This window comes from Kitasatospora sp. NPDC056181, assembly GCF_042266225.1.
Lineage (GTDB): Bacteria > Actinomycetota > Actinomycetes > Streptomycetales > Streptomycetaceae > Kitasatospora.
The window spans coordinates 1-21,775 of the sequence record NZ_JBHJUK010000143.1; the positions used below are offsets into that span (position 1 = coordinate 1).

General features: G+C 73.1%; 21 protein-coding genes. 9 read left to right on the top strand and 12 right to left on the bottom strand.

Annotation, left to right across the window (positions count from 1 at the left end):
* The first annotated feature begins 777 nt into the window (after positions 1-777).
* From nhaA to ACFC1F_RS35440, 3 genes are all read left to right on the top strand, one after another.
* Complete coding sequence (gene nhaA / locus ACFC1F_RS35430; RefSeq protein ID WP_376164680.1) at positions 778-2,184, top strand: Na+/H+ antiporter NhaA; 1,407 nt, start codon at positions 778-780, stop codon at positions 2,182-2,184.
* Positions 2,185-2,474: 290 nt separating this feature from the next.
* A complete protein-coding gene (locus tag ACFC1F_RS35435) occupies positions 2,475-2,951 on the top strand; it encodes a phage holin family protein (protein ID WP_376164682.1) in 477 nt (158 codons plus the stop codon).
* Between the two features lie 230 nt (positions 2,952-3,181).
* Complete coding sequence (locus ACFC1F_RS35440; protein WP_376164684.1) at positions 3,182-4,228, top strand: alpha/beta fold hydrolase; 1,047 nt, start codon at positions 3,182-3,184, stop codon at positions 4,226-4,228.
* A gap of 444 nt (positions 4,229-4,672) precedes the next feature.
* Here ACFC1F_RS35440 and ACFC1F_RS35445 read toward each other — a convergent pair whose 3' ends face one another.
* From ACFC1F_RS35445 to ACFC1F_RS35465, 5 genes are all read right to left on the bottom strand, one after another.
* Positions 4,673-4,993: a hypothetical protein gene (locus ACFC1F_RS35445; RefSeq protein ID WP_376164686.1), complete on the bottom strand. Its 321-nt coding sequence runs from the start codon at positions 4,991-4,993 to the stop codon at positions 4,673-4,675.
* Positions 4,994-5,336: 343 nt separating this feature from the next.
* Positions 5,337-6,521, bottom strand: coding sequence for a MarP family serine protease (locus tag ACFC1F_RS35450; protein WP_148644074.1), 1,185 nt, complete (start codon positions 6,519-6,521; stop codon positions 5,337-5,339).
* A gap of 211 nt (positions 6,522-6,732) precedes the next feature.
* Positions 6,733-7,464 carry an NUDIX hydrolase gene (locus ACFC1F_RS35455; RefSeq protein WP_376164688.1) on the bottom strand — a complete coding sequence of 244 codons (732 nt, stop codon included), beginning with the start codon at positions 7,462-7,464 and terminating at the stop codon, positions 6,733-6,735.
* Positions 7,461-8,384 carry an endonuclease III gene (nth, locus tag ACFC1F_RS35460; RefSeq protein WP_376164690.1) on the bottom strand — a complete coding sequence of 308 codons (924 nt, stop codon included), beginning with the start codon at positions 8,382-8,384 and terminating at the stop codon, positions 7,461-7,463. Before nth ends, ACFC1F_RS35455 begins: the two co-directional genes overlap by 4 nt.
* A gap of 197 nt (positions 8,385-8,581) precedes the next feature.
* Positions 8,582-9,547: a trypsin-like serine protease gene (locus ACFC1F_RS35465; RefSeq protein ID WP_376164692.1), complete on the bottom strand. Its 966-nt coding sequence runs from the start codon at positions 9,545-9,547 to the stop codon at positions 8,582-8,584.
* A gap of 375 nt (positions 9,548-9,922) precedes the next feature.
* Between ACFC1F_RS35465 and ACFC1F_RS35470 the strand changes: the two genes are divergently transcribed.
* Together ACFC1F_RS35470 and ACFC1F_RS35475 are read left to right on the top strand one after the other, a co-directional pair.
* On the top strand, positions 9,923-10,357 hold the full coding sequence (locus ACFC1F_RS35470; RefSeq protein WP_376164694.1) for an SRPBCC family protein: 435 nt from the start codon (positions 9,923-9,925) through the stop codon (positions 10,355-10,357).
* A complete protein-coding gene (locus tag ACFC1F_RS35475) occupies positions 10,354-11,010 on the top strand; it encodes a MarR family winged helix-turn-helix transcriptional regulator (protein WP_376164696.1) in 657 nt (218 codons plus the stop codon). The genes ACFC1F_RS35470 and ACFC1F_RS35475 overlap by 4 nt, the downstream gene beginning before the upstream one ends.
* A gap of 252 nt (positions 11,011-11,262) precedes the next feature.
* On the opposite strand, the gene ACFC1F_RS35480 is transcribed toward ACFC1F_RS35475, so the two are convergent.
* Positions 11,263-12,195 (bottom strand): isocitrate lyase/phosphoenolpyruvate mutase family protein, encoded by a 933-nt coding sequence (locus ACFC1F_RS35480; protein ID WP_376164698.1) that lies wholly within the window; start codon positions 12,193-12,195, stop codon positions 11,263-11,265.
* 389 nt (positions 12,196-12,584) lie between these two features.
* On the opposite strand from ACFC1F_RS35480, the gene ACFC1F_RS35485 reads away from it, so the two are divergent.
* Positions 12,585-13,259 (top strand): Crp/Fnr family transcriptional regulator, encoded by a 675-nt coding sequence (locus ACFC1F_RS35485; protein WP_030240972.1) that lies wholly within the window; start codon positions 12,585-12,587, stop codon positions 13,257-13,259.
* 200 nt (positions 13,260-13,459) lie between these two features.
* On the opposite strand, the gene ACFC1F_RS35490 is transcribed toward ACFC1F_RS35485, so the two are convergent.
* From ACFC1F_RS35490 to ACFC1F_RS35510, 5 genes are all read right to left on the bottom strand, one after another.
* Complete coding sequence (locus ACFC1F_RS35490) at positions 13,460-14,281, bottom strand: MBL fold metallo-hydrolase (RefSeq protein ID WP_307853533.1); 822 nt, start codon at positions 14,279-14,281, stop codon at positions 13,460-13,462.
* Complete coding sequence (locus tag ACFC1F_RS35495; RefSeq protein ID WP_209417334.1) at positions 14,278-14,454, bottom strand: hypothetical protein; 177 nt, start codon at positions 14,452-14,454, stop codon at positions 14,278-14,280. The genes ACFC1F_RS35490 and ACFC1F_RS35495 overlap by 4 nt, the downstream gene beginning before the upstream one ends.
* Before the next feature lie 173 nt (positions 14,455-14,627).
* Positions 14,628-15,494: an NUDIX hydrolase gene (locus tag ACFC1F_RS35500; RefSeq protein ID WP_376164701.1), complete on the bottom strand. Its 867-nt coding sequence runs from the start codon at positions 15,492-15,494 to the stop codon at positions 14,628-14,630.
* A gap of 79 nt (positions 15,495-15,573) precedes the next feature.
* Positions 15,574-16,044, bottom strand: coding sequence for a RidA family protein (locus ACFC1F_RS35505; protein ID WP_209417333.1), 471 nt, complete (start codon positions 16,042-16,044; stop codon positions 15,574-15,576).
* On the bottom strand, positions 16,041-16,199 hold the full coding sequence (locus ACFC1F_RS35510; protein WP_094743074.1) for a DUF4177 domain-containing protein: 159 nt from the start codon (positions 16,197-16,199) through the stop codon (positions 16,041-16,043). Before ACFC1F_RS35510 ends, ACFC1F_RS35505 begins: the two co-directional genes overlap by 4 nt.
* Before the next feature lie 227 nt (positions 16,200-16,426).
* Between ACFC1F_RS35510 and ACFC1F_RS35515 the strand changes: the two genes are divergently transcribed.
* Both ACFC1F_RS35515 and ACFC1F_RS35520 read left to right on the top strand, forming a co-directional pair.
* Positions 16,427-17,503, top strand: a complete 1,077-nt coding sequence (locus tag ACFC1F_RS35515) for an ArsA-related P-loop ATPase (RefSeq protein ID WP_209417332.1) — start codon at positions 16,427-16,429, stop codon at positions 17,501-17,503.
* Positions 17,500-18,690 (top strand): ArsA family ATPase, encoded by a 1,191-nt coding sequence (locus tag ACFC1F_RS35520; RefSeq protein ID WP_376164704.1) that lies wholly within the window; start codon positions 17,500-17,502, stop codon positions 18,688-18,690. Before ACFC1F_RS35515 ends, ACFC1F_RS35520 begins: the two co-directional genes overlap by 4 nt.
* A 152-nt stretch (positions 18,691-18,842) precedes the next feature.
* Here ACFC1F_RS35520 and ACFC1F_RS35525 read toward each other — a convergent pair whose 3' ends face one another.
* Positions 18,843-19,166 carry a WhiB family transcriptional regulator gene (locus ACFC1F_RS35525; RefSeq protein WP_033333275.1) on the bottom strand — a complete coding sequence of 108 codons (324 nt, stop codon included), beginning with the start codon at positions 19,164-19,166 and terminating at the stop codon, positions 18,843-18,845.
* Between the two features lie 423 nt (positions 19,167-19,589).
* Here ACFC1F_RS35525 and ACFC1F_RS35530 point away from each other — a divergent pair.
* On the top strand, positions 19,590-21,775 hold a 2,186-nt coding region (locus tag ACFC1F_RS35530; protein WP_376164707.1), incomplete at its 3' end, for a transglycosylase domain-containing protein.

The following is a 21,775-nucleotide window of genomic DNA, read 5'->3' on the forward strand; positions in this document are numbered from 1 at the left end:
CCAGCTCGCGGGCGGTGTGCCCGTGGTTGGACACCCCACCGGCGAAGGAGGTGCACGCGGCGGCCACAACCACCCGGTGCACCGCCGTTGGCGTACCCCCTCCCGCCGGAAATGGCAGGCGCCGGCCGGCCTACCCGTCCGACGCCGAACCTCGCCCGGCCTCCGCGGCCCCAACGACGACCGCCTCGTCCGCGGCCCCAGCAATGTCCGCGGCAGACAGACGGGTGACTGGACCGTTCATCGGTCGCGCTCGACCGGGCTGCCCCGCCGGCGGGCGCGGACGCTTCGGACCCGGGCCGCTCCGCGGACGGGCTGCGCCGCCGGGCGGGCAGGAGGAAGGGTTGGGAGGGGCGACCCGGGCGTCGTCGTGCCCCCGGTACATGGCTGCGCCTCGACGGTACGGCGCCGGGAAGGCGGAATCGCGCCACCCGGACGGGGCAGCACCTGCGATCGACGACAGGGAGGCGTTCACCGGTCTGCACTCGACCGTCTGCATTCGGCCGACTCCATCCGGGTGCCATCGGCCACCGTCGGACACCGCGCGCGGCAGCAGAGCAGGCCGTCAGGCCTTGAGTCCTGAAATATGACAATACGGACTCCTCCCTGCACTTCCGGCTAGACTGTCAAAGACGCATCAAGATCTCCGCCGGAAGCATCCAGGGAACACCTCCCGGATCCCCCACGGAATCCGCTGCGTCACAGGGCGCGCCGGGAAGTCTGGTCGGCACTGCACCACAGGTGCATCCGTACACCGTTCCCCGCCCCAGGAGGTCACGCGTGGCCAGCCAGCCGCCCGTCAACGAGCCGACGACCCGACGCCGCCAGCTCCTCGGCAGGCTGTCCTTCCCCGAGCGCACGTACATCACCGACGCCCTGCGCACCGAGACGGTCGGCGGCATCCTGCTGCTCGCCGCTGCGATGGTGGCGCTGATCTGGGCAAACGTCTGGCCGCACGCGTACGAGACCGTCCTCGACTACACCGTCGGGCCGTCCGGCCCGCTGCACCTGCACCTCAGCCTGGAGACCTGGGCCAACGACGGCCTGCTGACGATCTTCTTCTTCGTGGCCGGCATCGAGCTCAAGCGCGAGTTCGTGGCGGGCGAGCTGCGCAGCCCCAGCGCCGCGCTGCTACCCGTCATAGCCGCGGCCTGCGGCGTCGCACTGCCGGCGATCCTGTTCGCCCTGGCCAACTCCGGCCCCGGCGGACACCCGAGCGGCTGGGCCATCCCGACCGCCACGGACATCGCCTTCGCGCTCGGCGTGCTGGCCGTGGTCGGCAGCCACCTGCCCTCCCCCCTACGGGCCTTCCTGCTCACCCTCGCCGTGGTGGACGACCTCATCGCGATCCTGATCATCGCGATCTTCTACAGCTCCGGCATCAAGTTCTGGGCGCTCGGGCTGGCCGTGGCCGGCCTGGTGCTGTTCTGGTTCCTGCACCGGCGCGGCGTGCACGGCTGGTACCTCTTCGTCCCGCTGGCCTTCGTGAACTGGGCACTGATGCACGAGAGCGGCGTGCACGCCACGGTGGCCGGCGTCGCGATGGGGCTGATGCTCCGCTGCCACCGGGAGGGCGACGAGGAGCAGTCCCCCGGCGAGCACATCGAGCACCTGGTCCGTCCGATCTCCGCCGGGTTCGCCGTCCCCGTCTTCGCCCTGTTCGCCGCCGGGGTGACGATCAGCGGACCGGCCCTGGGCGAGGTGTTCACCCAGGCCACCCCGCTCGGGATCATCCTGGGGCTGCTGGTCGGCAAGACCGTCGGCATCTTCGGCGGCACCTGGCTGACCGCCCGCTTCACCCGCGCCGAGCTGAACCCGCAGCTCAAATGGGCCGACATGTTCGCCCTCTCGGTGCTGGCCGGCATCGGCTTCACCGTCTCGCTGCTGATCAGCGAGCTGGCCTTCGCGGACGATCCGGCGCTGGCCGACCGCTCCAAGGCGGCCGTCCTGGTGGGCTCGCTGCTCTGCGCCGTCGTCGCCACCGTGCTGCTGAAGCTGCGCAACCGGCACTACCGCGAGCTGTGCGAGGAGGAGGACCGCGACCTCGACGGCGACGGCATCCCCGACGTCTACCAGCAGGACGATCCGGCCTGGCGGGCACGGATGGCGAAGCTGGCCAACCATCCGCATCCGGCGGAGGACGGCCCCGAGGACGGCGCCGCGTCCGGACCGACCCCTCACCGCTGAGACGCCCGCCCCGGTCCGGGGGAAGTCCCCTCCCCGGGGGAAGCGCCACCCAGGGCAACACCGCCCAAGGCAAGCCGCAGGGGTCACGGCAATGGCCACCGCAACGGCCTCAGCAGGGCTGGCACGGGGGACACGTCCCTCCGGCAGGGCCCCGGAGTGGTGTGCGACTGACCGCTGGGGGCATGATTCTGAGCTGTCGACAGTCCACTGACGCCTCCGGACCCCCTCCGGCCCCCGGAACCGCACCGCACGGCGGCGTCACGCCGCACAGCCGCAGAGGAGAACAGCTGATGCCCGCAGGAGCCGCAGACCCGTCCAGCAACGGCCGGGCGCCCTACGAGGGCGAGCGTTCGGTCGGGCAGCTGTTCGCGGCGGCCACCGCCGACCTGTCCGCACTCGTCCACGACGAGATCGCGCTCGCCAAGGCCGAGCTGCGGGCGGACGTCAAGCGCGGCGTCTCCGGCGGTGTCTCGCTGATGGTCGCCGGTGTGGTGGCGCTGGCCTCCGTCCCGATGCTGAGCGCCGCGGCGGCCTTCGGCATCCACGCGCTGGGCGTCTCGCTCGGCTGGTCCTTCCTCATCGTGGCCGGTGCCTACCTGCTGCTCGCGGTACTGCTCGGGCTGATGGCCTGGCGCTCGTTCAAGCGGATCGAGAAGCCGCGCCGCACCATCGAGGGCGCCCAGAAGACCGCCGACGTGCTGAAGAACGCCCGCCCGCGCCCCGCCACCCAGGAGGAGATCGACCGGGCCCTGGGCCGCATCCCGTAAGCCCGGTGCCCCGGCGGCCCGTCTCTCGTAGGCCCGCCGCCCGGCGGCCCGTCCCTGCGCCCCGCCCGTACGCCCGCCCACCCGTGGGCCCGCCCGTACGCCGGGAGCAGGGCGCCGGCGGGGAGGCGGCAGGGCGGCAGCAGGACGGACGGCAGCCCCGCCCGTGGTCTGACGCACCGAGAACGAGTGCCGGGCGCGTGTCCGGCGTAGGGATGTGACACGCTCTCGGTATGCCGCTTGACCAGAAGCCCGCGTCCGCGCAGCCGTCCGCCGACTCCGGCCCCGACCGCACGGGCGGCCAGGGCGCCGTTGACGAGGCCGCCGACGGCGTGACCGCGGTCGCCGACGACGGCACCGCGGCGTCCGTGCCCGGTCACGCCTGGGACGTCCGGCAGGCGGGCCCCTGGACGCACCGCGACCTCGCGGCCAACGGCGCCCGGTTCCACATCGCCGAGCTGGGCAAGGGCCCGCTGGTCCTGCTGGTGCACGGCTGGCCGGAGTACTGGTGGGCCTGGCGCCACCAGCTGACCGCGCTCGCCGAGGCCGGCTACCGGGCCGTCGCGGTCGACCTCCGGGGCGTCGGCGGCAGCGACCGGACCCCTCGCGGGTACGACCCGGGCAACCTCGCCCTGGACATCACCGGCGTGATCCGCTCGCTCGGCGAACGCCGGGCCCACCTGGTCGGCCACGCCTCCGGCGGCACGCTGTCCTGGGTGGCGGCGGTGATGCGGCCGTCGGTGATCCAGAGCCTCACCGTGGTGTCCGCCGCGCACCCGCGCGACCTGCGCCGGGCACTGCTGACCGACCGCCGCCAGATGGCCGCCTTCGACCACGTGCTGGGCTTCCAGCGGCCGTGGATACCGGAGCGCCGCCTGGTGGCCGACGACGGCGAACTGGTCGGCCGCTACCTGGACGCCTGGACCGGCCGCAACCAGCTGGACCGGTCGGCGGTGGCCGCGTACCGGCAGGCGATCCAGATCCCCAGCACCGCGCACTGCTCGATCGAGCCCTACCGCTGGCTGCTGCGGTCGATGGCGCGCCCGGACGGCATCCAGTTCGCCCGACGGATGAAGAAGCCGATCACCGCGCCCACCCTGCACGTCCAGGGCGCCGCGGACCCGGTGCTGCTGTCGCACACCGCGCTCGGCGGTGGCGAGTACGTGGCCGCGCCGTACCGCTGGCGGCTGCTTCCCGGGATCGGGCACTTCCCGCACGAGGAGGCACCGGAGGAGTTCACCTCCGAGCTGCTGGACTGGATCGGCCGGCACAAGGACTGAGGCCCTGGTCGGCCGGTGTCCGGGTGGCCGGTGTCCAGGTGTCCGTGCCCGCGTGGCCGGTGTCCAGGTGTGGGTGCCAAGGTGGCCGGTGTCCAGGTGGCCGGTCGCCCGGAGGCCGACCCCGGGGGAACCGACCATCCGCGGCCCGCCGGCAGGGGACCCTCGGGGGCGGGCTCCGCCGCCGACGGGATGAGTGCGGAACGCGTCCTGCCCAGGGCCCGGGGTCCCAACTCCCCTGATGTTGCGCTCATATGACAAACGCATAGGACAAGTTGGCCCCTGTGCAGGCGGTTACGCCGACCGGCCCAGGGGCATCCATTGCGGTATGACCTGGATGCCCGATCGCGACAGCGCTCCACGCGGCCGACGCCACAACAGCTCGCAGAGGTCCGGACACCGCCCCGACTGGGCGGACGACCTCGGATACGACGGCGTGGACCGCCGTCAGCGCTCGGCGCAGCGCCAGCTCGGCATCCCACACATCCTCGGCCGCCGCGCCCGCTGGGTGGGCGCACGGCTGCGGCGCGAGACCTGAGGCCCCGCGCCGCGCGCCCCCGGCGGCAGGTCGGCCCCTGAAACAGGACGGTTGACCACCGTCGGCGGCACCGCTGTGAACCAGAGCAGCACGAAGGCGGCCGCCGACACGATCGGCACCAACGCCCTGGTCCCGACCTCGTCGCCACCGCGCTTGATCAGCACCACCTCGTAGCGCTCCTGGTGCGGCCAGAACAGCGGTGCACCCTGCTCGGTCAGTGCCCCCTTCACGGCCAGTTCCCTGCTCGGCCAGTGCCCTGCTCGGTCAGTGCCGACCCCGGTCAGCGCCCCGCCCGGTCAGGCTGTCGCCCCGCAGGTGCGTCGGCATGCCCGACGCCGCCGCGTACGGCAGCCGGCCCGGCGTGGCCCCGGAGATCCACGCCGCAACGCGACAGAGGAGCCCGGAGACGGGAGCCGAGGGAGTCGGCGATCGTCCGTCGTGGTGGTCGGGGTCCGACAGCGGCGCGGCGCCCGCGCACAGCGCCGTGGGCGGGTCGGGAAACGCGGACACGGACGCGGACGTCACCAGAGCCGCTGCACGCCCCTGGCGGGCGCCGGAGTGCGCCCGCGCGTCTCAGAGCGCGCAGCCCTGGGTGTCCACCCTGCCGGTCGCCGTACTGCCCTGGGCCGCGTCCTCGCGCACCTCGGCGGCGGTCAGCACGTACCCGGTGTCCACGCTGTCGAGCGACTTGGCGAAGACCACGCCGAACACCTGGCCGTCCGGGGTGAGCAGCGGGCCGCCGCTGTTGCCCTGGCGGACCAGCGAGCGCACCGAGTAGACGTCGCGGACCACCTGGCCGCGGTGGTAGATGTCCGGGCCGTTGGCCTGGATCCGGCCGCGGATACGGGCCGGCTGGACGTTGAACGAGCCGTTCTCGGGGAAGCCCGCCACGATCGCGCTGTCGTTGGTCTTCGCCTCGCCCGCGAAGGTGAGCGGGGGCGCGTTGAGCTTGGGCACGTCCAGGATCGCGATGTCGCGCTGCCAGTCGTAGCGGACGACGGTCGCGTCGTACAGCTGGCCGGTGCCGCCGATCTGCACGGTGGGCTCGTCGACGCCGCCGACCACGTGGGCGTTGGTCATCACCCGGTGCGGGGCGTAGACGAAACCGCTGCCCTCCAGGGTCTTGCCGCAGGAGGGGGCGGTGCCGACCACCTTGACCAGGCTCTGCTTGGCCCTGGCCACCGCCGGACTGGCGGCCAGCGCCGGGTCGGGGGTGTCGACCTGGGTGATCGGCTCGTGCTCGAAGGGGTTGAAGACCTGCGGGAAGCCGTTGCGGGCGAGCACCTTGGAGAAGTCGGAGAACCAGTTGGGCGCGTCCGACGGCAGGGCGTCCTGGACGCCGCCGAGCACGGCCGAGGAGCGGACCTGCTTGGAGACGGTCGGCAGGGACGTCCCGGCGAGCGCCGACCCGATCAGCCAGGCCACCAGCAGCATCGAGATCACGTTGACCACCGCACCGCCGGCCGCGTCCAGCGCCTTGGCCGGACGCCGGTCGATGTGACCGCGCAGCTTCCAGCCGAAGTGGGTGGTGACCGCCTGGCCGATCGCCGCGAGCACGATGACCACCACCACGGCGATCACCGAGGCGGTGGTGCCGGGGCTGAGGTGGTCGAGCAGCAGCGGGAGCAGTTGGACGGCGATCAGGCCGCCGCCGAGGAAGCCGAGGACCGACATGACGCCGACCACGAAGCCCTGCCGGTAGCCCGACACGGCGAATCCCACGGCGGCGGCGATCAGCAGCAGATCCAGGACGTTCACCCCGACACCCTCCCACGGCCGGCCGGGCGGCCGTGCCGGGAGCCGTGCGGTCGACCGTTCCAGTAGCCGTGAGAACAACTGTACGGACCGCGGGGACGGAAGCCGTAAGGACGGCCCCGGGACCCGTGCGGACGGCCGCGCGGACCGCCACACGGCCCGGCCCCAGGACCGCCCCAAGGCCCGGCCTGCGGACCGCGGGACCGCAGGCCGGTCACGTCTTCCTGACGTCGCCGCCCAGCAGCGCACGGGAGCGGTCGAGGTCGCCCTGCACCAGCTCGATCGCATCGTCGGACAGGTCGACCGTCCGCGAGGTGTCCCAGGGCAGCTCCAGGCCGCTGTGGTGCAGCACCCGGTCGATCACCCCGGCGGTGAACCCCCAGACCAGCCGGCCGGCGACCGCGAAGGCCGGGCCGAGGTGGCCGGAGGGGTGGCGCAGCCGGACCCGGTTGGCCGGGTCGGTCAGCTCGGCGATCGGCACCCGGAACACCGCGCCGGTCTCGCCCGCGTCCACCGGCCTGACCGGCGACTCCGTGCGCCACCAGCCCAGCACCGGGGTCACCACGAAGCGGCTGACCGGGATGTAGAGGGCGGGCAGGGCGGCGAAGACCTGCACCCCGGACGGGTCCAGGCCGGTCTCCTCCCACGCCTCGCGCAGCGCGGCCGCGACCGGGCCGGGCCCCGCCGGGTCCCCGTCCTCCGGGTCCAGTGCGCCACCGGGGAAGGACGGCTGGCCGGCGTGCGAGCGCAGCGAACGGGCCCGCTCGATGAGCAGCAGGTCCGGCCCGCCCTCACCCTCGCCGAAGAGCACCAGGACGGCGGCGGCGCGTCCGCCCTCGGCGGGCGGCAGGAAGCGGCTCAGCTGCTCGGGCAGCACCCGCTCGGCGGCGTCCCGGACCGGCTCCAGCCACCCCGGCAGGCCCTCCCGCTCGATCCCCGCGGTCACCGGGCCACCGCCAGGTCCGCGACCTGCCCCTGGTGCGCGGCGGCGTCGGCCCGCGCCGCCGCCTCGCCCGGGAAGTCGGCGGGCGGCCGCAGCCGCTGGCCCGGCTGTCCGCCCATCTCGTACTTGAGCAGCTTCTTCGCCTTCTCCGGGTCCATCTCACCCTCGCCGTACGACGGGCAGAGCGGCGCGATCGGGCAGGCACCACAGGCCGGCTTGCGGGAGTGGCAGATCCGCCGGCCGTGGAAGACCACCCGGTGGGAGAGCATCGTCCACTCCGACTTCGGGAAGATCTCCGCGACGGCCGCCTCGACCTTCTCCGGGTCCTCCTCCGCCGTCCACCCGAACCGCCGCGCCAGCCGGCCGAAGTGGGTGTCCACGGTGATCCCCGGGACCCCGAACGCGTTGCCCAGCACCACGTTGGCGGTCTTCCGGCCGACGCCCGGGAGCGTGACCAGGTCCGCCAGCCGGCCGGGGACCTCGCCACCGAAGTCGTCCCGCAGGGCGATCGAGAGGCCGATCAGCGACTTCGCCTTGGCCCGGAAGAACCCGGTCGGCCGGATGATCTCCTCCAGCTCCTCCGGCACCGCCGCCGCCAGGTCCTCCGGCGTCGGGTACTTCGCGAACAGGGCGGGCGTCGTCTGGTTCACCCGCAGGTCGGTGGTCTGCGCCGACAGCACGGTGGCCACCAGCAGCTCGAACGGGTTGTCGAAATCCAGCTCCGGGTGCGCGTACGGATACAGCTCCGCCAGCTCCCGGTTGATCTTCCGTGCCCGCCGCACCATCGCCAGGTGCGACTCCGGCTTCCTCGGCTTCACCGCGGACTTCGCCTTCGGCGCGGACTCTGCCTTCGGTGCGGACTCCGCCTTCGGCGCGGACTTCGCCCTCGGCGCGGCCGCCTTCCGGACCTTGCTCTCTGCCATGCCCGAAGGCTACGCCGCCCGGTCGACGGCCGGGGGCACTTCACGACCGATGGACGAGCGCCTTCCGCACCCCCGTCCGCACCCCGTCCGACCCCCGTCCGACCCCCGCCGGCTGTCCGACGGGGGTCCTCCCGGCTGCACGCAGGCCGCGACGACACCGGCACCGGGCACTCGCCGGCGCCGGTCCGGACGGCACGTCAGGCAGAGCGGTGGGCCTTCCTGCGGCGCAGCGCGACAGTGGTGCCGCCACCGGCGAGGACCAGCACCGCGGCCACGCCGGCGAGCGCGGCAACGCTGCCGTCCGTGCCGGTCTCGGCGAGGTCGGAGCCGCCTTCCGCGGGCGCCTGGGCGCTGTTGGTCTTCATGGTGCTCTGGATCCAGTCCGCGTAGGCGGGCGCGCTGGTGTAGAGCCCCGGTCCTGCGGAGCACGGCACCTTCGGGGCCCCGGGGCCCGAGGTGACCCCGACGAGCTCCCACCGTTCGTCCCGGCCCTTCTGGAGCTGCGGGCCGCCGGAGTCCCCGAAGCACGCCATGGCCTTGGGCTTGGAGCTGATCGTGCACAGCCTGGTCGGGCCCGCGTAGCCGGGTGCGCACTCCGACTCGGCACCCAGGCGGGTGTTCAGCTCCTGGAGCCGGTCCGGGAACTTGAACTGGCCGTCGGCGGTGGTGCCGAAGCCGAGGAGCCGGGTCGGGGCGCCCGGCTGCCCCGCCTGCTCGGCGATCCTGACGGGCTGCTCGGTGACCGGTCGGTCGAGGCGGACCAGCGCGAGGTCGTCCTTGTTGGCGGCCTTCGACTCGCCGCTCAGGTAGCCGGGGTGGACGAAGGTCCGGTCGATCTTCCGGACGGTGCCCCCGGTCTTCCGCTGGTCGCTGCCGACGCGAACGATCCCCTCCAGCTCAAGGCCCTCGCCCGTGACGCAGTGTGCCGCCGTCAGCACCCACTGCCGGTCGATCAGCGACGCCCCGCAGTTGCCGTCCAGCAGACCGAGGGTGGGGGCCGACTCGGGGATCGTCGCCATGAACGGGTAGCTCTCGGTGGAGTCGCCACCGTTGACGATCGCACCGGCACTGCCCGCCATGAGGGTGGCGCAGGCGGCGACAGCGAGAGCACCGACGGCGGCGGTGCGGGCAGTACGGCGACGAGACGGCTTCAGGCTGAACACGGAACGTTCCCTTTGCTCGGAAATGCGTACGCGTTCAGCCTGCTCATCGAAGATCCATCGGGCCACGGTGGTAGCCGGTGGACACACGGTCGGGGCAGCAGGCCCGGAGGCGGTGGGGTTATCCCCCCAGCTTTCGCGGTGGCGGCGAGGTGCGCCGCCGGGCCGTTCCGCCGCTGCTCGGCGGCGTGCCCCCGGCAAGGCGGCACGCGCGTCGTCGCAAGCGGCCGCCGATGGATGTTCCTCGGCTTGTTCCTCGGGGTTGTTCCTCGGGTTGTTGCTCGGGCCTCGACCCCTTGTGGAATTAGTCGTCGCGACGATAGTCTGCGCGTAGAGCAACTGCCGAGGGGGCGGGCTCGGGACGAGGGGATGCGGACCATGTGGAGCCACGAGTACACGGGTGAGACGGCATCGGCGCCGGAGGCGGTCTGGGCGGTCCTGCGGGACCTCGACGGCTGGGCGCGCTGGGACGGCTCGATGGAGGTCGTGTCGCTGCTCGGGCCCTTCGAGGTGGGGAGCAGGGTTTCGATGACGCCGAAGGGGCAGGAGCCGATCGTCTCGGTGATCACGGCGATCGAGGAGAACGCGCTGTACGCCGACCGGACCGAGTTCGGCGGGGTCGAGCTGCGCTTCAGCCACGCGCTGAGTCCGCTCGCGGGCGGCGGCACGCGGGTGGTGCACCGGCTGGAGATCTCGGGCCCGGCCGCCGACGAGATCGCTCCGGAGCTGGGCCCCGCCATCACGGAGGACTTCCCCGAGGCGATGGCCGCCCTGTTCGCGTACGCCGCCGGGGACACCGGGACCGGCGCATGAGCGGCGCGACGGACGGGCGGAGGAGCGACGGGGGCGTCGAGGGCACCGGACGCACCGGGGACGCCGGACCCACCGGGGACGCGGTGGGCGCCGAGGACGCCGTGGGTGCCGAGGACGCCGTGGGTGCCGGGGGCATCGACGGACCGGACTACAGTCCGGGCTTCTGGCTCTGGCACGCGACGCTGCGCTGGCAGCGGCGGATCGCGGCGGCCCTGGCGCCGTTCGACCTGACGCATGCGCAGTTCGTCCTGCTCTCCTGTGCCTGGTGGCTCAACGAGCAGGGCGCGGTGCCCAATCAGCAGGCGCTGGCCCGGCAGGCCGGGACCGACGTGAAGATGACCTCGCAACTGGTGCGGAAGCTGGAGGCCAAGGGCCTTCTGGACCGTGAGACGGACCCGCAGGACACCCGCGCGCGCCGACTGCGGATCACCCCGCGCGGGGCGGAACTCGCGCAGGCCGCCATCGTCGAGGTGGAGCGGGTGGACGCGGCCTTCTTCCGGCCCGCGGAACAGCCGGATGGCCCGGCGGACCGCCCGGGCAAGGGGCCGGGTGGCGGGCCGGGCGGCGGGCCGGGCGGGCCGACCGCGGGGCTGGACAGCCGGGCGCTGAGCGCCCTGCTCCGACGCCTGGCCGAGGCGCCCGAGCAGGAGTAGCTCAGGTGGTCTTGGGGCCGACCGGGGCCGGCGTCGGCCCTCGACCACGCCCGCCGGCTCCACCGGGACGGGGCCGCCGGTGAGCGCGCCCGGCGGGCGGTGCGGCGCCAGTTCGGACCGCTCGCCGCGGCCGACGGGTCGGCCGGGCCGGCCGCCCTGCCGGAGCCGGGCGAGTGCTGACCGAGGCAGCCGGGTGTGCCCCGGCGCCTCCCCCGGGGGCGCCGGGGCACACCCCCGTCGAGGGCGTCCGGCTCAGCGCCGGTACAGCGCGTCCAGTTCGCCAAAGCCCAGCGCGCCGTCCAGCTCCGTCAGGGTGCCCGCGCCGAGCAGCTCGGCGGCGGCCCGGCGGGCCGCGGTGTACGCGACCTGGGCCAGGCCGGTGCCGACGCTGATCCGCCGCACCCCGGCGGCGGCGAGTTCGGCCACGGCCGGACCGCCGGGGACCGCCATCGCGTTCACCGGCAGCGGGGACGCGGCGCAGAGCCGGGCGAGCGCGTCGAGGTCGAGCATCCCGGGGACGAAGAGGCCGTCAGCCCCGGCCTCCGCGTACGCCGCCGCACGGGCCAGCACGTCGTCGAGCCGGCCCTCGGCCGGGCCGATCCCGAACAGGAAGACGTCCGTCCGGGCGTTCACCACCAGCTCCGGAAGCCCCGCCCCGGCGGCGGCCTCCCGGGCGGCGCCCAGCCGGGCCGCCTGCTCGGCCACCGGGAAGAGCGGGCCGCCGGGGGCGGTCGAGTCCTCCAGGTTCACGCCGACCGCGCCCGCGCCGATCAGCGCCCGGACGGTGTCCGCGACATCGGCGGGCCACGGGCCGTAACCGCCCTCGGCGTCGACGGTCACCGGCAGGTCGACGGCGGCGGCGATCCGGCGGGCCGCTTCGACCGCCTCCGGCCGGCCGAGCTGCTGGCCGTCGCCGCGGCCGAGCGACCAGGAGACGCCGCCGCTGGTGGAGGCGATCGCGGCCGCACCGGCCGAGGCGATGACGGCGGCGCTGCCGGCGTCCCAGGCGTTCGGCAGGACGAGCACCCCGCCGGGCACCCCGTCCGCCACCAACGCCCGCAACCGCAGCGCCCGCTCCCGGAGCGGCGCGAGCGACGCGGACGACGCGGACGACGCGGACAACGCGGACAACGCGAGCGTCATGCTGGACGCGGGCGACGTCGTGGTGCGGGTGTCAGTGGACATGCGGGGTCACCGTCTTTCGTGCGGTCGGGCTCTCGGGCGGTCGTGCCGTCTTGCATCGGGCTGCCGACGACCTGAATCCTGCGCCCGGGACCGGCACCGACTCCATCGATTCAGCTGAGACCGAATCCTCGGCCGCGCCCCCACGACGCCGAAGGGCACGGCGGCCGGCGCCGCAGCGGGCGGACCAGCACCTCACCGCCCTGTGCCGACAGGCCCGCCGGCGTGTTCCGCGGGCCGGACCGGCGGTACGAATGGCCCCGCGCAGCGCACCTCGGCGCACCCCCTCCTCATATGATCGGAGCGACATGCGCCATGCTTGGTGATGCAGAGCACTGTACGAACTTGCGCCGACGGGCTTGACAGCCGGACGGCCGAGAAGGAGGAAGCACGTGGACGACGTTCTGCGGCGCGCCGCACTCTTCGCGGCACTCGACGACGAACAGGCCGGCGAGCTGCGCGCTTCCATGACCGAGGTCACCCTCGCCCGCGGTGAGTCGCTGTTCCACGAGGGCGACCCGGGCGACCGGCTGTACGTCGTCGCCGAGGGCAAGGTGAAGCTGCACCGCGCCTCGCCGGACGGCCGCGAGAACATGCTCGCCGTCCTCGGCCCCAGCGAGATGATCGGCGAGCTGTCGCTGTTCGACCCGGGCCCGCGCACCGCCACCGCGAGCGCGCTGACCGAGGTCAAGCTGCTCGGCCTCGGCCACGGTGACCTCCAGCCCTGGCTGCACGCCCGCCCCGAGGTCTCGATCGCGCTGCTGCGCGCCATCGCCCGCCGGCTCCGCCGGACCAACGACGTGATGTCCGACCTGGTCTTCTCCGACGTGCCCGGGCGCGTCGCCAAGGCCCTGCTGGACCTCTCCCGCCGCTTCGGCGTGCAGTCCGAGGAGGGCATCCACGTCGCCCACGACCTCACCCAGGAGGAGCTGGCCCAGCTGGTCGGCGCCTCCCGCGAGACGGTCAACAAGGCGCTCGCCGACTTCGCCGGCCGCGGCTGGCTGAAGCTGGAGGCCCGCGCGGTGGTCCTGATGGACGTCGAGCGCCTCTCCCGCCGCTCGCGCTGACCGTCCGGGCGCGCCCACCCGGGCACGCTCACGCCGAGGGCCCGTACACCGATGGGTGTACGGGCCCTCGCGCTTGCCGGTGTGCCGTCCGGACGGACCGGGTCGGGCCAGGTCAGGCAGATCGGGCCAGCTTTGACCGGGCCGGACCAGGTCGGGCAGGTCGGGCCAGCGTGGACTGGGTCGGACCGGGCCGGACCGGGTCAGATCAGCCCGTGCTCCTCCAGGTACTGCAGCTGGGCCAGGACCGACAGCTCGGCGGCCGGCCAGAGCGAGCGGTCCACGTCCGCGTAGACCCGGGCCACCACCTCGGGCGCCGTCCGCAGGCCGGCCTCGACCGCCGTCTCCACCTGGGCGAGCCGGCCGGCCCGGTGCGCGAGGTAGTAGTCGACGGCGCCGAGCGCGTCCGCGAGCACCGGCCCGTGGCCGGGCAGCACGGTGCGTACGCCGTGCTCGGAGGCCATCGTGTGCAGGTGGCGCAGCGAGTCCAGGTAGTCGCCGAGGCGGCCGTCGGGGTGGGCGACCATCGTGGTGCCGCGTCCCAGGACGGTGTCACCGGTCAGGATCGCGCCGTCGGCCGGCAGGTGGAAGGTCAGCGAGTCCGAGGTGTGCCCGGGGGTGGCGACCACCCGCAGGTCGAGGCCGCCGACGTCCAGCCGCTGCCCGTTGGTCAGCCCCTCGGAGCCGAGCCGGTACGCCGGGTCCAGGGCACGGACCTCCGTCCCGGTGAGCTCGGCGAACCGGGCGGCGCCCTCGGAGTGGTCGGCGTGGCCGTGGGTGAGCAGGGTGAGCGCGATGCGCTTGCCCTGCTGCTCGGCGGTCTCGATCACCCGGCGCAGGTGACCCTCGTGGAGCGGGCCCGGGTCGACGACCACCGCGAGGTCGGAGCCGGGCTCGGAGAGCAGCCAGGTGTTGGTGCCGTCCAGCGTCATCGGGGACGGGTTCGGCGCCAGCACGCAGAGTGCCCGGGGGGTGGCCTCGCCGCCGATGGCGGCGGCGGGGTCACCCGGGAGGAGTCCGCTCACCGGCCGCCCTCGCTGACCCGGTGCAACAGACGCGACGGAACGGCCCGGACGAGGGCGCGCTGCACCACCTCCGGGAAGGGGACGGAGTCGCCGTCACCGGGGAGGGTGCGGGTGGTCAGGCTGCGGGCGGGCATCGAGCGCGCCGTCCGGCGAGCCACGTCGTTGTGGGTCATCGGGCGTCGGTCCTTCCTCGGTAGGTTTCCGGAACTCCGGTGGTCTGTGGGTTTCGGTGGTCTGTGGGTTTCGGTGCTCCCGGGACGTCGGCGGTCCGCCGGCGTCTGCGGTCCGGGGACACCGGTGGTCTGCGGGTACCAGCGGTCCTACGGACATCAGCGGTCCACGGAAATCAGCCGTCGGCGGGAAAGTCCCCGTCGATGGTGAGTTCCTCGTACCCCGGCCAGCGGACCGTCATCCGGTCGCCCCGGACCTCGGCCCGGCCGAGGACCGGGTCCAGCGACCGGCCCGCGGCCGCGTCGAGGGCCTCGGCGGCGCCGCTCACCGGCAGCAGCTCGCGCAGCACCGTGACGGTGGGCGGCAGCATGCCGAACCGGCCCTCCTCGTGGCCGCGGACCGCCTCGGCCGGGGGCAGCCAGGCGACCCGGTCGGCCTCGCCGACCTCCAGCGCGGCGCGCTGGCCCGGCGGCAGGGCCGCGACGAAGAACCAGGTGTCGTACCGGCGCTCCTCGAACTCGGGGGTGACCCAGCGGGCCCAGCAGGCCAGCAGGTCACTGCGGAGCAGCAGGTCGTGCTTGCGGAGGAAGTCGGCGAAGGAGAGTTCGTGGGCCTCCAGGGCGGCGCGCTCGGCGCTCCAGTCCCGGGGCTCGGCCGTACTGGCGGCGTCCGGGCCGGCCAGCAGCACGCCGGCCTCCTCGAAGGTCTCGCGGACGGCCGCGCAGACCACCGCCTGCGCGGTCCGGGCGTCCACGCCGAGCCGCTCGGCCCACTCCTGTGGGCCCGGGCCGGCCCAGCCGATCTCGGCCTCGGCGTCGCGCGGGTCCACCCCGCCGCCCGGGTAGGCGTACATGCCGGCGGCGAAGGCCATCGAGGTCCGCCGTCGCAGCAGGTAGGCCTCCGGCCCGGCGGCCGCGTCCCGCAGCAGCACCACGGTGGCGGCGGGCCGGGGAACCGGCGGGGTCAGCTCGCCGGATTCGACCGCCCGGATCCGGGCAGGCCAGCCCGGCGGCATCGGGAGCGTCGTTGCTCGATGGTCCATGCCCGGATGCTAAGCGCACGGAGGCGGGGTTGGACAGGCCCAACCCCGCCTCGTGATCTGTCCGGACGGTGCCCGGTGGTCAGGCCCCGGCCTTGACCCGGACCTGGAGCTCGATCTCGACCGGCGCGTCCAGCGGCAGCACCGCGACGCCGACCGCGCTGCGGGCGTGCACGCCGGCCTCGCCCAGCACCTGGCCGAGCAGCTCGCTGGCGCCGTTGATGACGCCCGGCTGCCCGGTGAAGTCGGCGGCGGAGGCGACGAACCCGACCACCTTCACGACGCGCTCGATCTGGTCCAGGTCGCCGATCACCGACTTGATGGCGGCCAGCGCGTTCAGCGCGCAGGTCTGCGCGAGCTGCTTGGCCTCCTCCGGGGTGACCTCGGCGCCGACCTTGCCGGTGCTCGGCAGCTTGCCGCCCACCATCGGCAGCTGGCCGGAGGTGAAGACGAACTCGCCCGAGCGCAGGGCCGGCACGTAGGCGGCGACCGGTGCGGCCACCGGCGGCAGGGTCAGGCCCAGCTCGGCGAGCTTCTCCTCGACCTTGCTCATGCGTTCTTCTCCCGCTTGAAGTAGGCCACCAGCTGCTCCGGGTTCGGGCCGGGCACGACCTGGACGAGCTCCCAGCCGTCCTCGCCGAAGTTGTCCAGAATCTGCTTGGTCGCGTGCACGAGCAGCGGCGCCGTCATGTATTCCCACTTGGTCATGGCCAGACTCTAGACGAGCGGCCCCCGCGAGCCGTGCGGCCCGCGGACGCGCGTGTGAGGTGGCCCACAAACCGGGCATGATTCAGGCCTGGCCCCCCTGATGCTCCCGGCATCCGGCGCGGTCCCTGGTTACTCTCGCGGGAGGGCACCTGCGGGATGGCGCCCGAGTGGCGCCGGCCCGCGGCGGCGCTCGGCCCTCGGCCCTCGGAGACGGACGGAGACGGAGCGTGGCACGCACCCCCGGCCAGGCGGCCCGGCGCGATCCCGACTGGGAGGGCGTCCGGCTGCACGTGGTCAGCGGAAAGGGCGGCACCGGGAAGACCACCCTCGCGGCAGCGCTGGCACTGGCCCTCGCCGCCGAGGGCAAGCGGACCCTGCTGATCGAGGTGGAGGGCCGCCAGGGCATCGCCGAGCTGTTCGGGATCGCCGCGCTGCCGTACGAGGAGCGGCGGATCGCGTCGGTCTCGCGCGCCCAGCTGGGGCTGCCCGCGGAGGACGAGGCCGCCGGCGGCGAGGTCTTCGCCCTGGCCATCGACACCGAGCAGGCGCTGCTCGAGTACCTCGACATGTTCTACAAGCTCGGCCGGGCCGGCAAGGCACTGCAGAAGGTCGGCTTCGTCGACTTCGCCACCACCGTCGCGCCCGGCGTCCGGGACGTCCTGCTCACCGGCAAGGCCTGCGAGGCGGCCCGGCGCAAGGGCCCGGACGGGCGGCGCACGTACGACGCGGTGGTGATGGACGCGCCGCCGACCGGCCGGCTCACCCGCTTCCTGAACGTGAACTCCGAGGTGGCCGGGCTGGCCCGGATCGGGCCGATCCACACCCAGGCGCAGGCCGTGATGCGGGTGCTGAGGTCGCCGGAGACCGCGGTGCACCTGGTCACCCTGCTGGAGGAGATGCCGGTGCAGGAGACCGTCGACGGCTTCGCCGAGCTGCGCGAGGCCGCCCTCCCGGTGGGCGGGGTGCTGGTGAACATGGTCCGGCCTCCGGTCCTGGACGCGGCCGCCGTGGCCGCCGTCGACGGGGACCACCGCGAGGAGGTCGCGCTGGCCCTCGGCGAGGCGGGCCTCGGCGGGCGTTCGCGCAGGCCGGACACGGTCCGGGCGGCGGTGGAACCACTGCTCGACCCGCTTCTCGAACAGGCCCGGGAGCACGCCGAGCGGGTGGAGCTGGAGCGCGAACAGCGCGCCGACCTCCAGCAGCTGAAGCTCCCCACCTACGAACTTCCGCTGCTGGGCGAGGGCGTGGACCTCGGCGGGCTCTACCGGCTGGCGGGCGAGCTGAAGCGTCAGGGGGCGGCGTGAGCGGGGGCGGCGTGGGCAACGGCGACAACGGGGTGCGCGGCAGCGGGCACGGGCTCGGCGTGGACGAGCTGATCGACGACCCGAAGACCAGGATCATCGTCTGCTGCGGCTCGGGCGGCGTCGGCAAGACCACCACCGCCGCGGCCCTCGGGCTGCGGGCCGCCGAGCGCGGCCGCAAGGTCGTGGTCCTCACCATCGACCCGGCCCGCCGGCTCGCCCAGTCGATGGGCCTGACCGAGCTGGACAACACCCCGCGGGTGGTCAAGGGCGTCAACGGCGACGGCGAGCTCCAGGCCATGATGCTTGACATGAAGCGGACCTTCGACGAGGTCGTGCTGGCCCACGCCGAGCCCGAACGGGCCCGGGCGATCATGGAGAACCCGTTCTACCAGTCGCTCTCGGCCGGCTTCGCGGGCACCCAGGAGTACATGGCGATGGAGAAGCTCGGCCAGCTCCGCGCGGCCGAGGAGTGGGACCTCATCGTCGTCGACACCCCGCCGTCCCGGTCCGCGCTGGACTTCCTGGACGCGCCGAACCGGCTCGGGTCCTTCCTGGACGGCAAGGTGATCCGCATCCTGACCGCGCCGGCCAAGGTCGGCGGACGCAGCGCGATGAAGTTCCTGAACGCGGGGATGGGCCTGCTCACCGGCACCCTGGGCAAGATCTTCGGCGCCCAGCTGCTGACGGACGTGCAGACCTTCGTCAGCGCGATGGACTCGATGTTCGGCGGTTTCCGCGAGCGCGCCGACCGGACGTACCAGCTGCTCAAGGCACCGGGCACGGCGTTCCTGGTGGTGGCCGCGCCCGAACGGGACGCACTGCGCGAGGCGGCCTACTTCGTCGACCGCCTGGCCGCCGACCGGATGCCGCTGGCCGGACTGGTGCTCAACCGGGTGCACCGGACGGGCGCCCCCCAGCTCACCTCGGAGCGCGCGCTGGCGGCGGCCGAGGCACTGGAGGAGAACGGCGCGGAGAACGCCTCCCCGGAGGCCGAGCTGCTCGCGGCCGGACTGCTGCGGCTGCACGCGGAGCGGATGCAGATCATGGTGCGGGAGCGCCGCACCCGCGACCGCTTCGTCTCGGTCTACCCGGACGTGCCGATCGTCGAGGTCGCCGCGCTGCCCGGAGACGTCCACGACCTGGACGGGCTGCGGGCCATCGGCGACCGCCTGAGCGGTGCCGTGTAGGTCCGCGGTCCGGTGACGGACCCGCGGCGCACGTCCGTGGCGGTGGATCCGCGGCACATGTCCGTGGTGACGGACCCGTGGCGCACATCCACGCTGGTGGATCCGCGGCGCACGTCCGCGGTGATGGACCGCGGTGTGCGGTGACGGGGTGTTCAGCCCGCCTGGGCGTAGTCCGTCAGTATCACTCCGGTGGCGAGGGACTCCTCGTACTCGGTGCGGGCCGTCTCCAGCAGCCGCCGCCACGACATCACCGTCGGCCGGCGGCGCAGCAGCGCCCGGCGCTCGCGCTCCGTCATTCCACCCCAGACCCCGAACTCCACCCGGTTGTCCAGCGCATCCGCCAGGCACTCCGTGCGGACGGGGCACCCGCTGCACACCGCCTTGGCGCGGTTCTGCGCCGCCCCCTGGACGAAAAGTTCGTCCGGATCACTAGTGCGGCAGGCGGCCTGCGCACTCCAGTCGTCTACCCAGCCCATGCCGGCGCCGTCCTCTCCCGAATCGAGGCTCCCCCACGGCGGCAACGGCATATTCACCGTTGCCAGTTGAGGACGTTACGGAAGAACGACAGCTTGCAACAGCCCCTTCGGGCTCAATCTCGAATGACCCGATTGGACTATGGGTATCGGTCAGCTCACTCGTTGGAGTGACTGCAGGTCGCAAGCCTTGCCAAGAAAACGAGGACCACTCTCGCCACGCGAGCGATCACGGAGTGCCACCAAAAGCAGGGGCACAGCTGGCGACAGGTGCCTCAAAAACACTCCAGAGAGGGGCAATTCGGGCAAACCTCATCACTCACAAGAGTGAGTGATGCTGACGCACCGAAGCTGTCGCAAGCTTGTGACAAGCCTAGGCGAACACCTGCCCCGATGGAGGGGAATCGGCGACGTAGGGTTCTCCCCATGGCACCGAAGCGCCCCCAGGCACCCCAGCCCCCAGGCAACACCGGAGCTCCGCGCGGCCAGCGCCGCGGGTCACCGCTCGACTTCGCGGGACACGGAGTGAAGTTCCTGGGTGTCAGCGTGCTCTCCGGAGTCCTGCTGGCCGGCATGGCCCTGCCCGCCGTCGGCGCGCTCGGGCTGACCGCCAAGAACACGGCGGAGAGCTTCGAGGACATCCCGGACGACTTCAAGACCCCGCCGCTGACCCAGGCCACCCAGATCTTCGACGCCAAGGGCGGCCTGATCGCCAAGGTCTACGAGCGCGACCGCACCGTCCTGGCCGCCGACCAGATGTCGCCGTTCATGCGGCAGGCACAGGTCGACATCGAGGACGCCCGCTTCTACGAGCACGGCGCCGTCGACCTCAAGGGCGTGCTCCGCGCGGTCGGCAAGAACGCGGAGAGCGGCACCGCCTCCCAGGGCGCTTCGACGCTGACCCAGCAGTACGTGAAGAACGTCAACGTGGAGAAGGCCGGCGACGACCAGGCCGCCGTCCTGGAGGCCCAGCGCAAGACCCTGGGCCGCAAGATCCAGGAGCTGAAGGTCGCGATCAAGCTGGAGGAGGACCTGACGAAGGACCAGATCCTCACCAACTACCTGAACATCACCTTCTACGGCCACCAGGCCTACGGGGTCGAGGCCGCCTCCCAGCGGTACTTCAGCAAGAGCAACAAGGACCTCACCGTCGCCGAGGCCGCCACCCTGGCCGGCATGGTGCAGAACCCCTCGTCGTTCGACCCGGTGCGCTACCCCGAGAACACGGTCAAGCGCCGCAACGTCGTCATCGACAAGATGGTCGAGAACAAGCACATCACCGCGGACCAGGCCAAGGAGGCCAAGGCCGCCCCGCTGGGCCTGAAGTACAAGGACCCGCAGAACGGCTGCATCACCGCCAACGCGGGCATGGGCTTCTTCTGCGACTACGTGCGCCACGTGGTCAAGCAGGACCCGGTCTTCGGCAAGACCACCGCCGAGCGGAAGAAGTTCTGGGACCAGGGCGGCCTGAACATCTACACCACCCTCGACCCGGACAAGCAGGCCGCCGCGCAGAACGCCGTGACCACCAAGGTGAAGGTGACCGACCCGGTGTCGGCCGCCGCCACCATGATGGAGCCCGGCAGCGGCAAGATCCTCGCGATGGCCCAGACCCGCCCGTACGGCCTGGACCAGAACAAGAACCAGACCGTCGTCAACCTCAACGTCGACGCGTCGATGGGCGGCGGCAACGGCTTCCAGACCGGTTCGACGTTCAAGCCGGTGCTGGCCGCGGCCGCGCTGGAGTCGGGGATGTCCGCCACCCAGGCGTTCCCGTCCCAGAACCGGATCGACTACCCCACGATGTCCATGTGCTCGGGCACCTGGAAGAACACCGCCAAGGGCAAGGACCGCAGCGTCGGCAACGAGTCGGAGAGCGAGGTCGGCCCCTACGAGCTGAAGGAGGCCATGGCCCGCTCGGTCAACACCTACTTCGTGCAGATGGAGGCGCAGGTCGGCCTCTGCGCCATGAAGCAGATGGCCAACAAGCTCGGCATCAGCCAGACCGCCAAGGGCGACCCGTTCGTCGAGGTGCCCTCGATGGTCCTCGGCACCCTGGAGCTCTCCCCGCTGACCATGGCGAACGTCTACGCGACCTTCGCCGCCCGCGGCAAGTACTGCACCCCGATCGCCATCAACAAGATCACCACGGTGGACGGCAAGGACGTCAAGGTCCCGCAGTCGACCTGCAACCAGGCCTACTCCGAGAGCACCGCGGACAACCTCAACGCCGTCCTGCTCAACGTGACCGAGAAGGGCACCGGTGCCTCCCTCGGTCTGGAGGGCGGCCGGCAGATCGCCGGTAAGACCGGTACCACCGACGAGAAGAAGGCCGCCTGGTTCAGCGGCTACACCCCGCAGCTCGCCACCTCCGTCTGGCTCGGCGGCCCGGCCGGCGGTGTGAAGATGAAGAACATCAAGATCGGCGACACCTACTACGGCAGCGACGGCGTCTTCGGCGCCACCGGCCCGGGACCGATCTGGCAGATGGCGATGAACCAGGCCCTGCGCGGCGCCCCCCTGGAGACGCTGCCCACCGTCAACATCCCGGACCCCGTCAAGGCCGATCCCACCCCGCCGGCCACCCCGCCCGCCACCCCGCCGAACGGCGA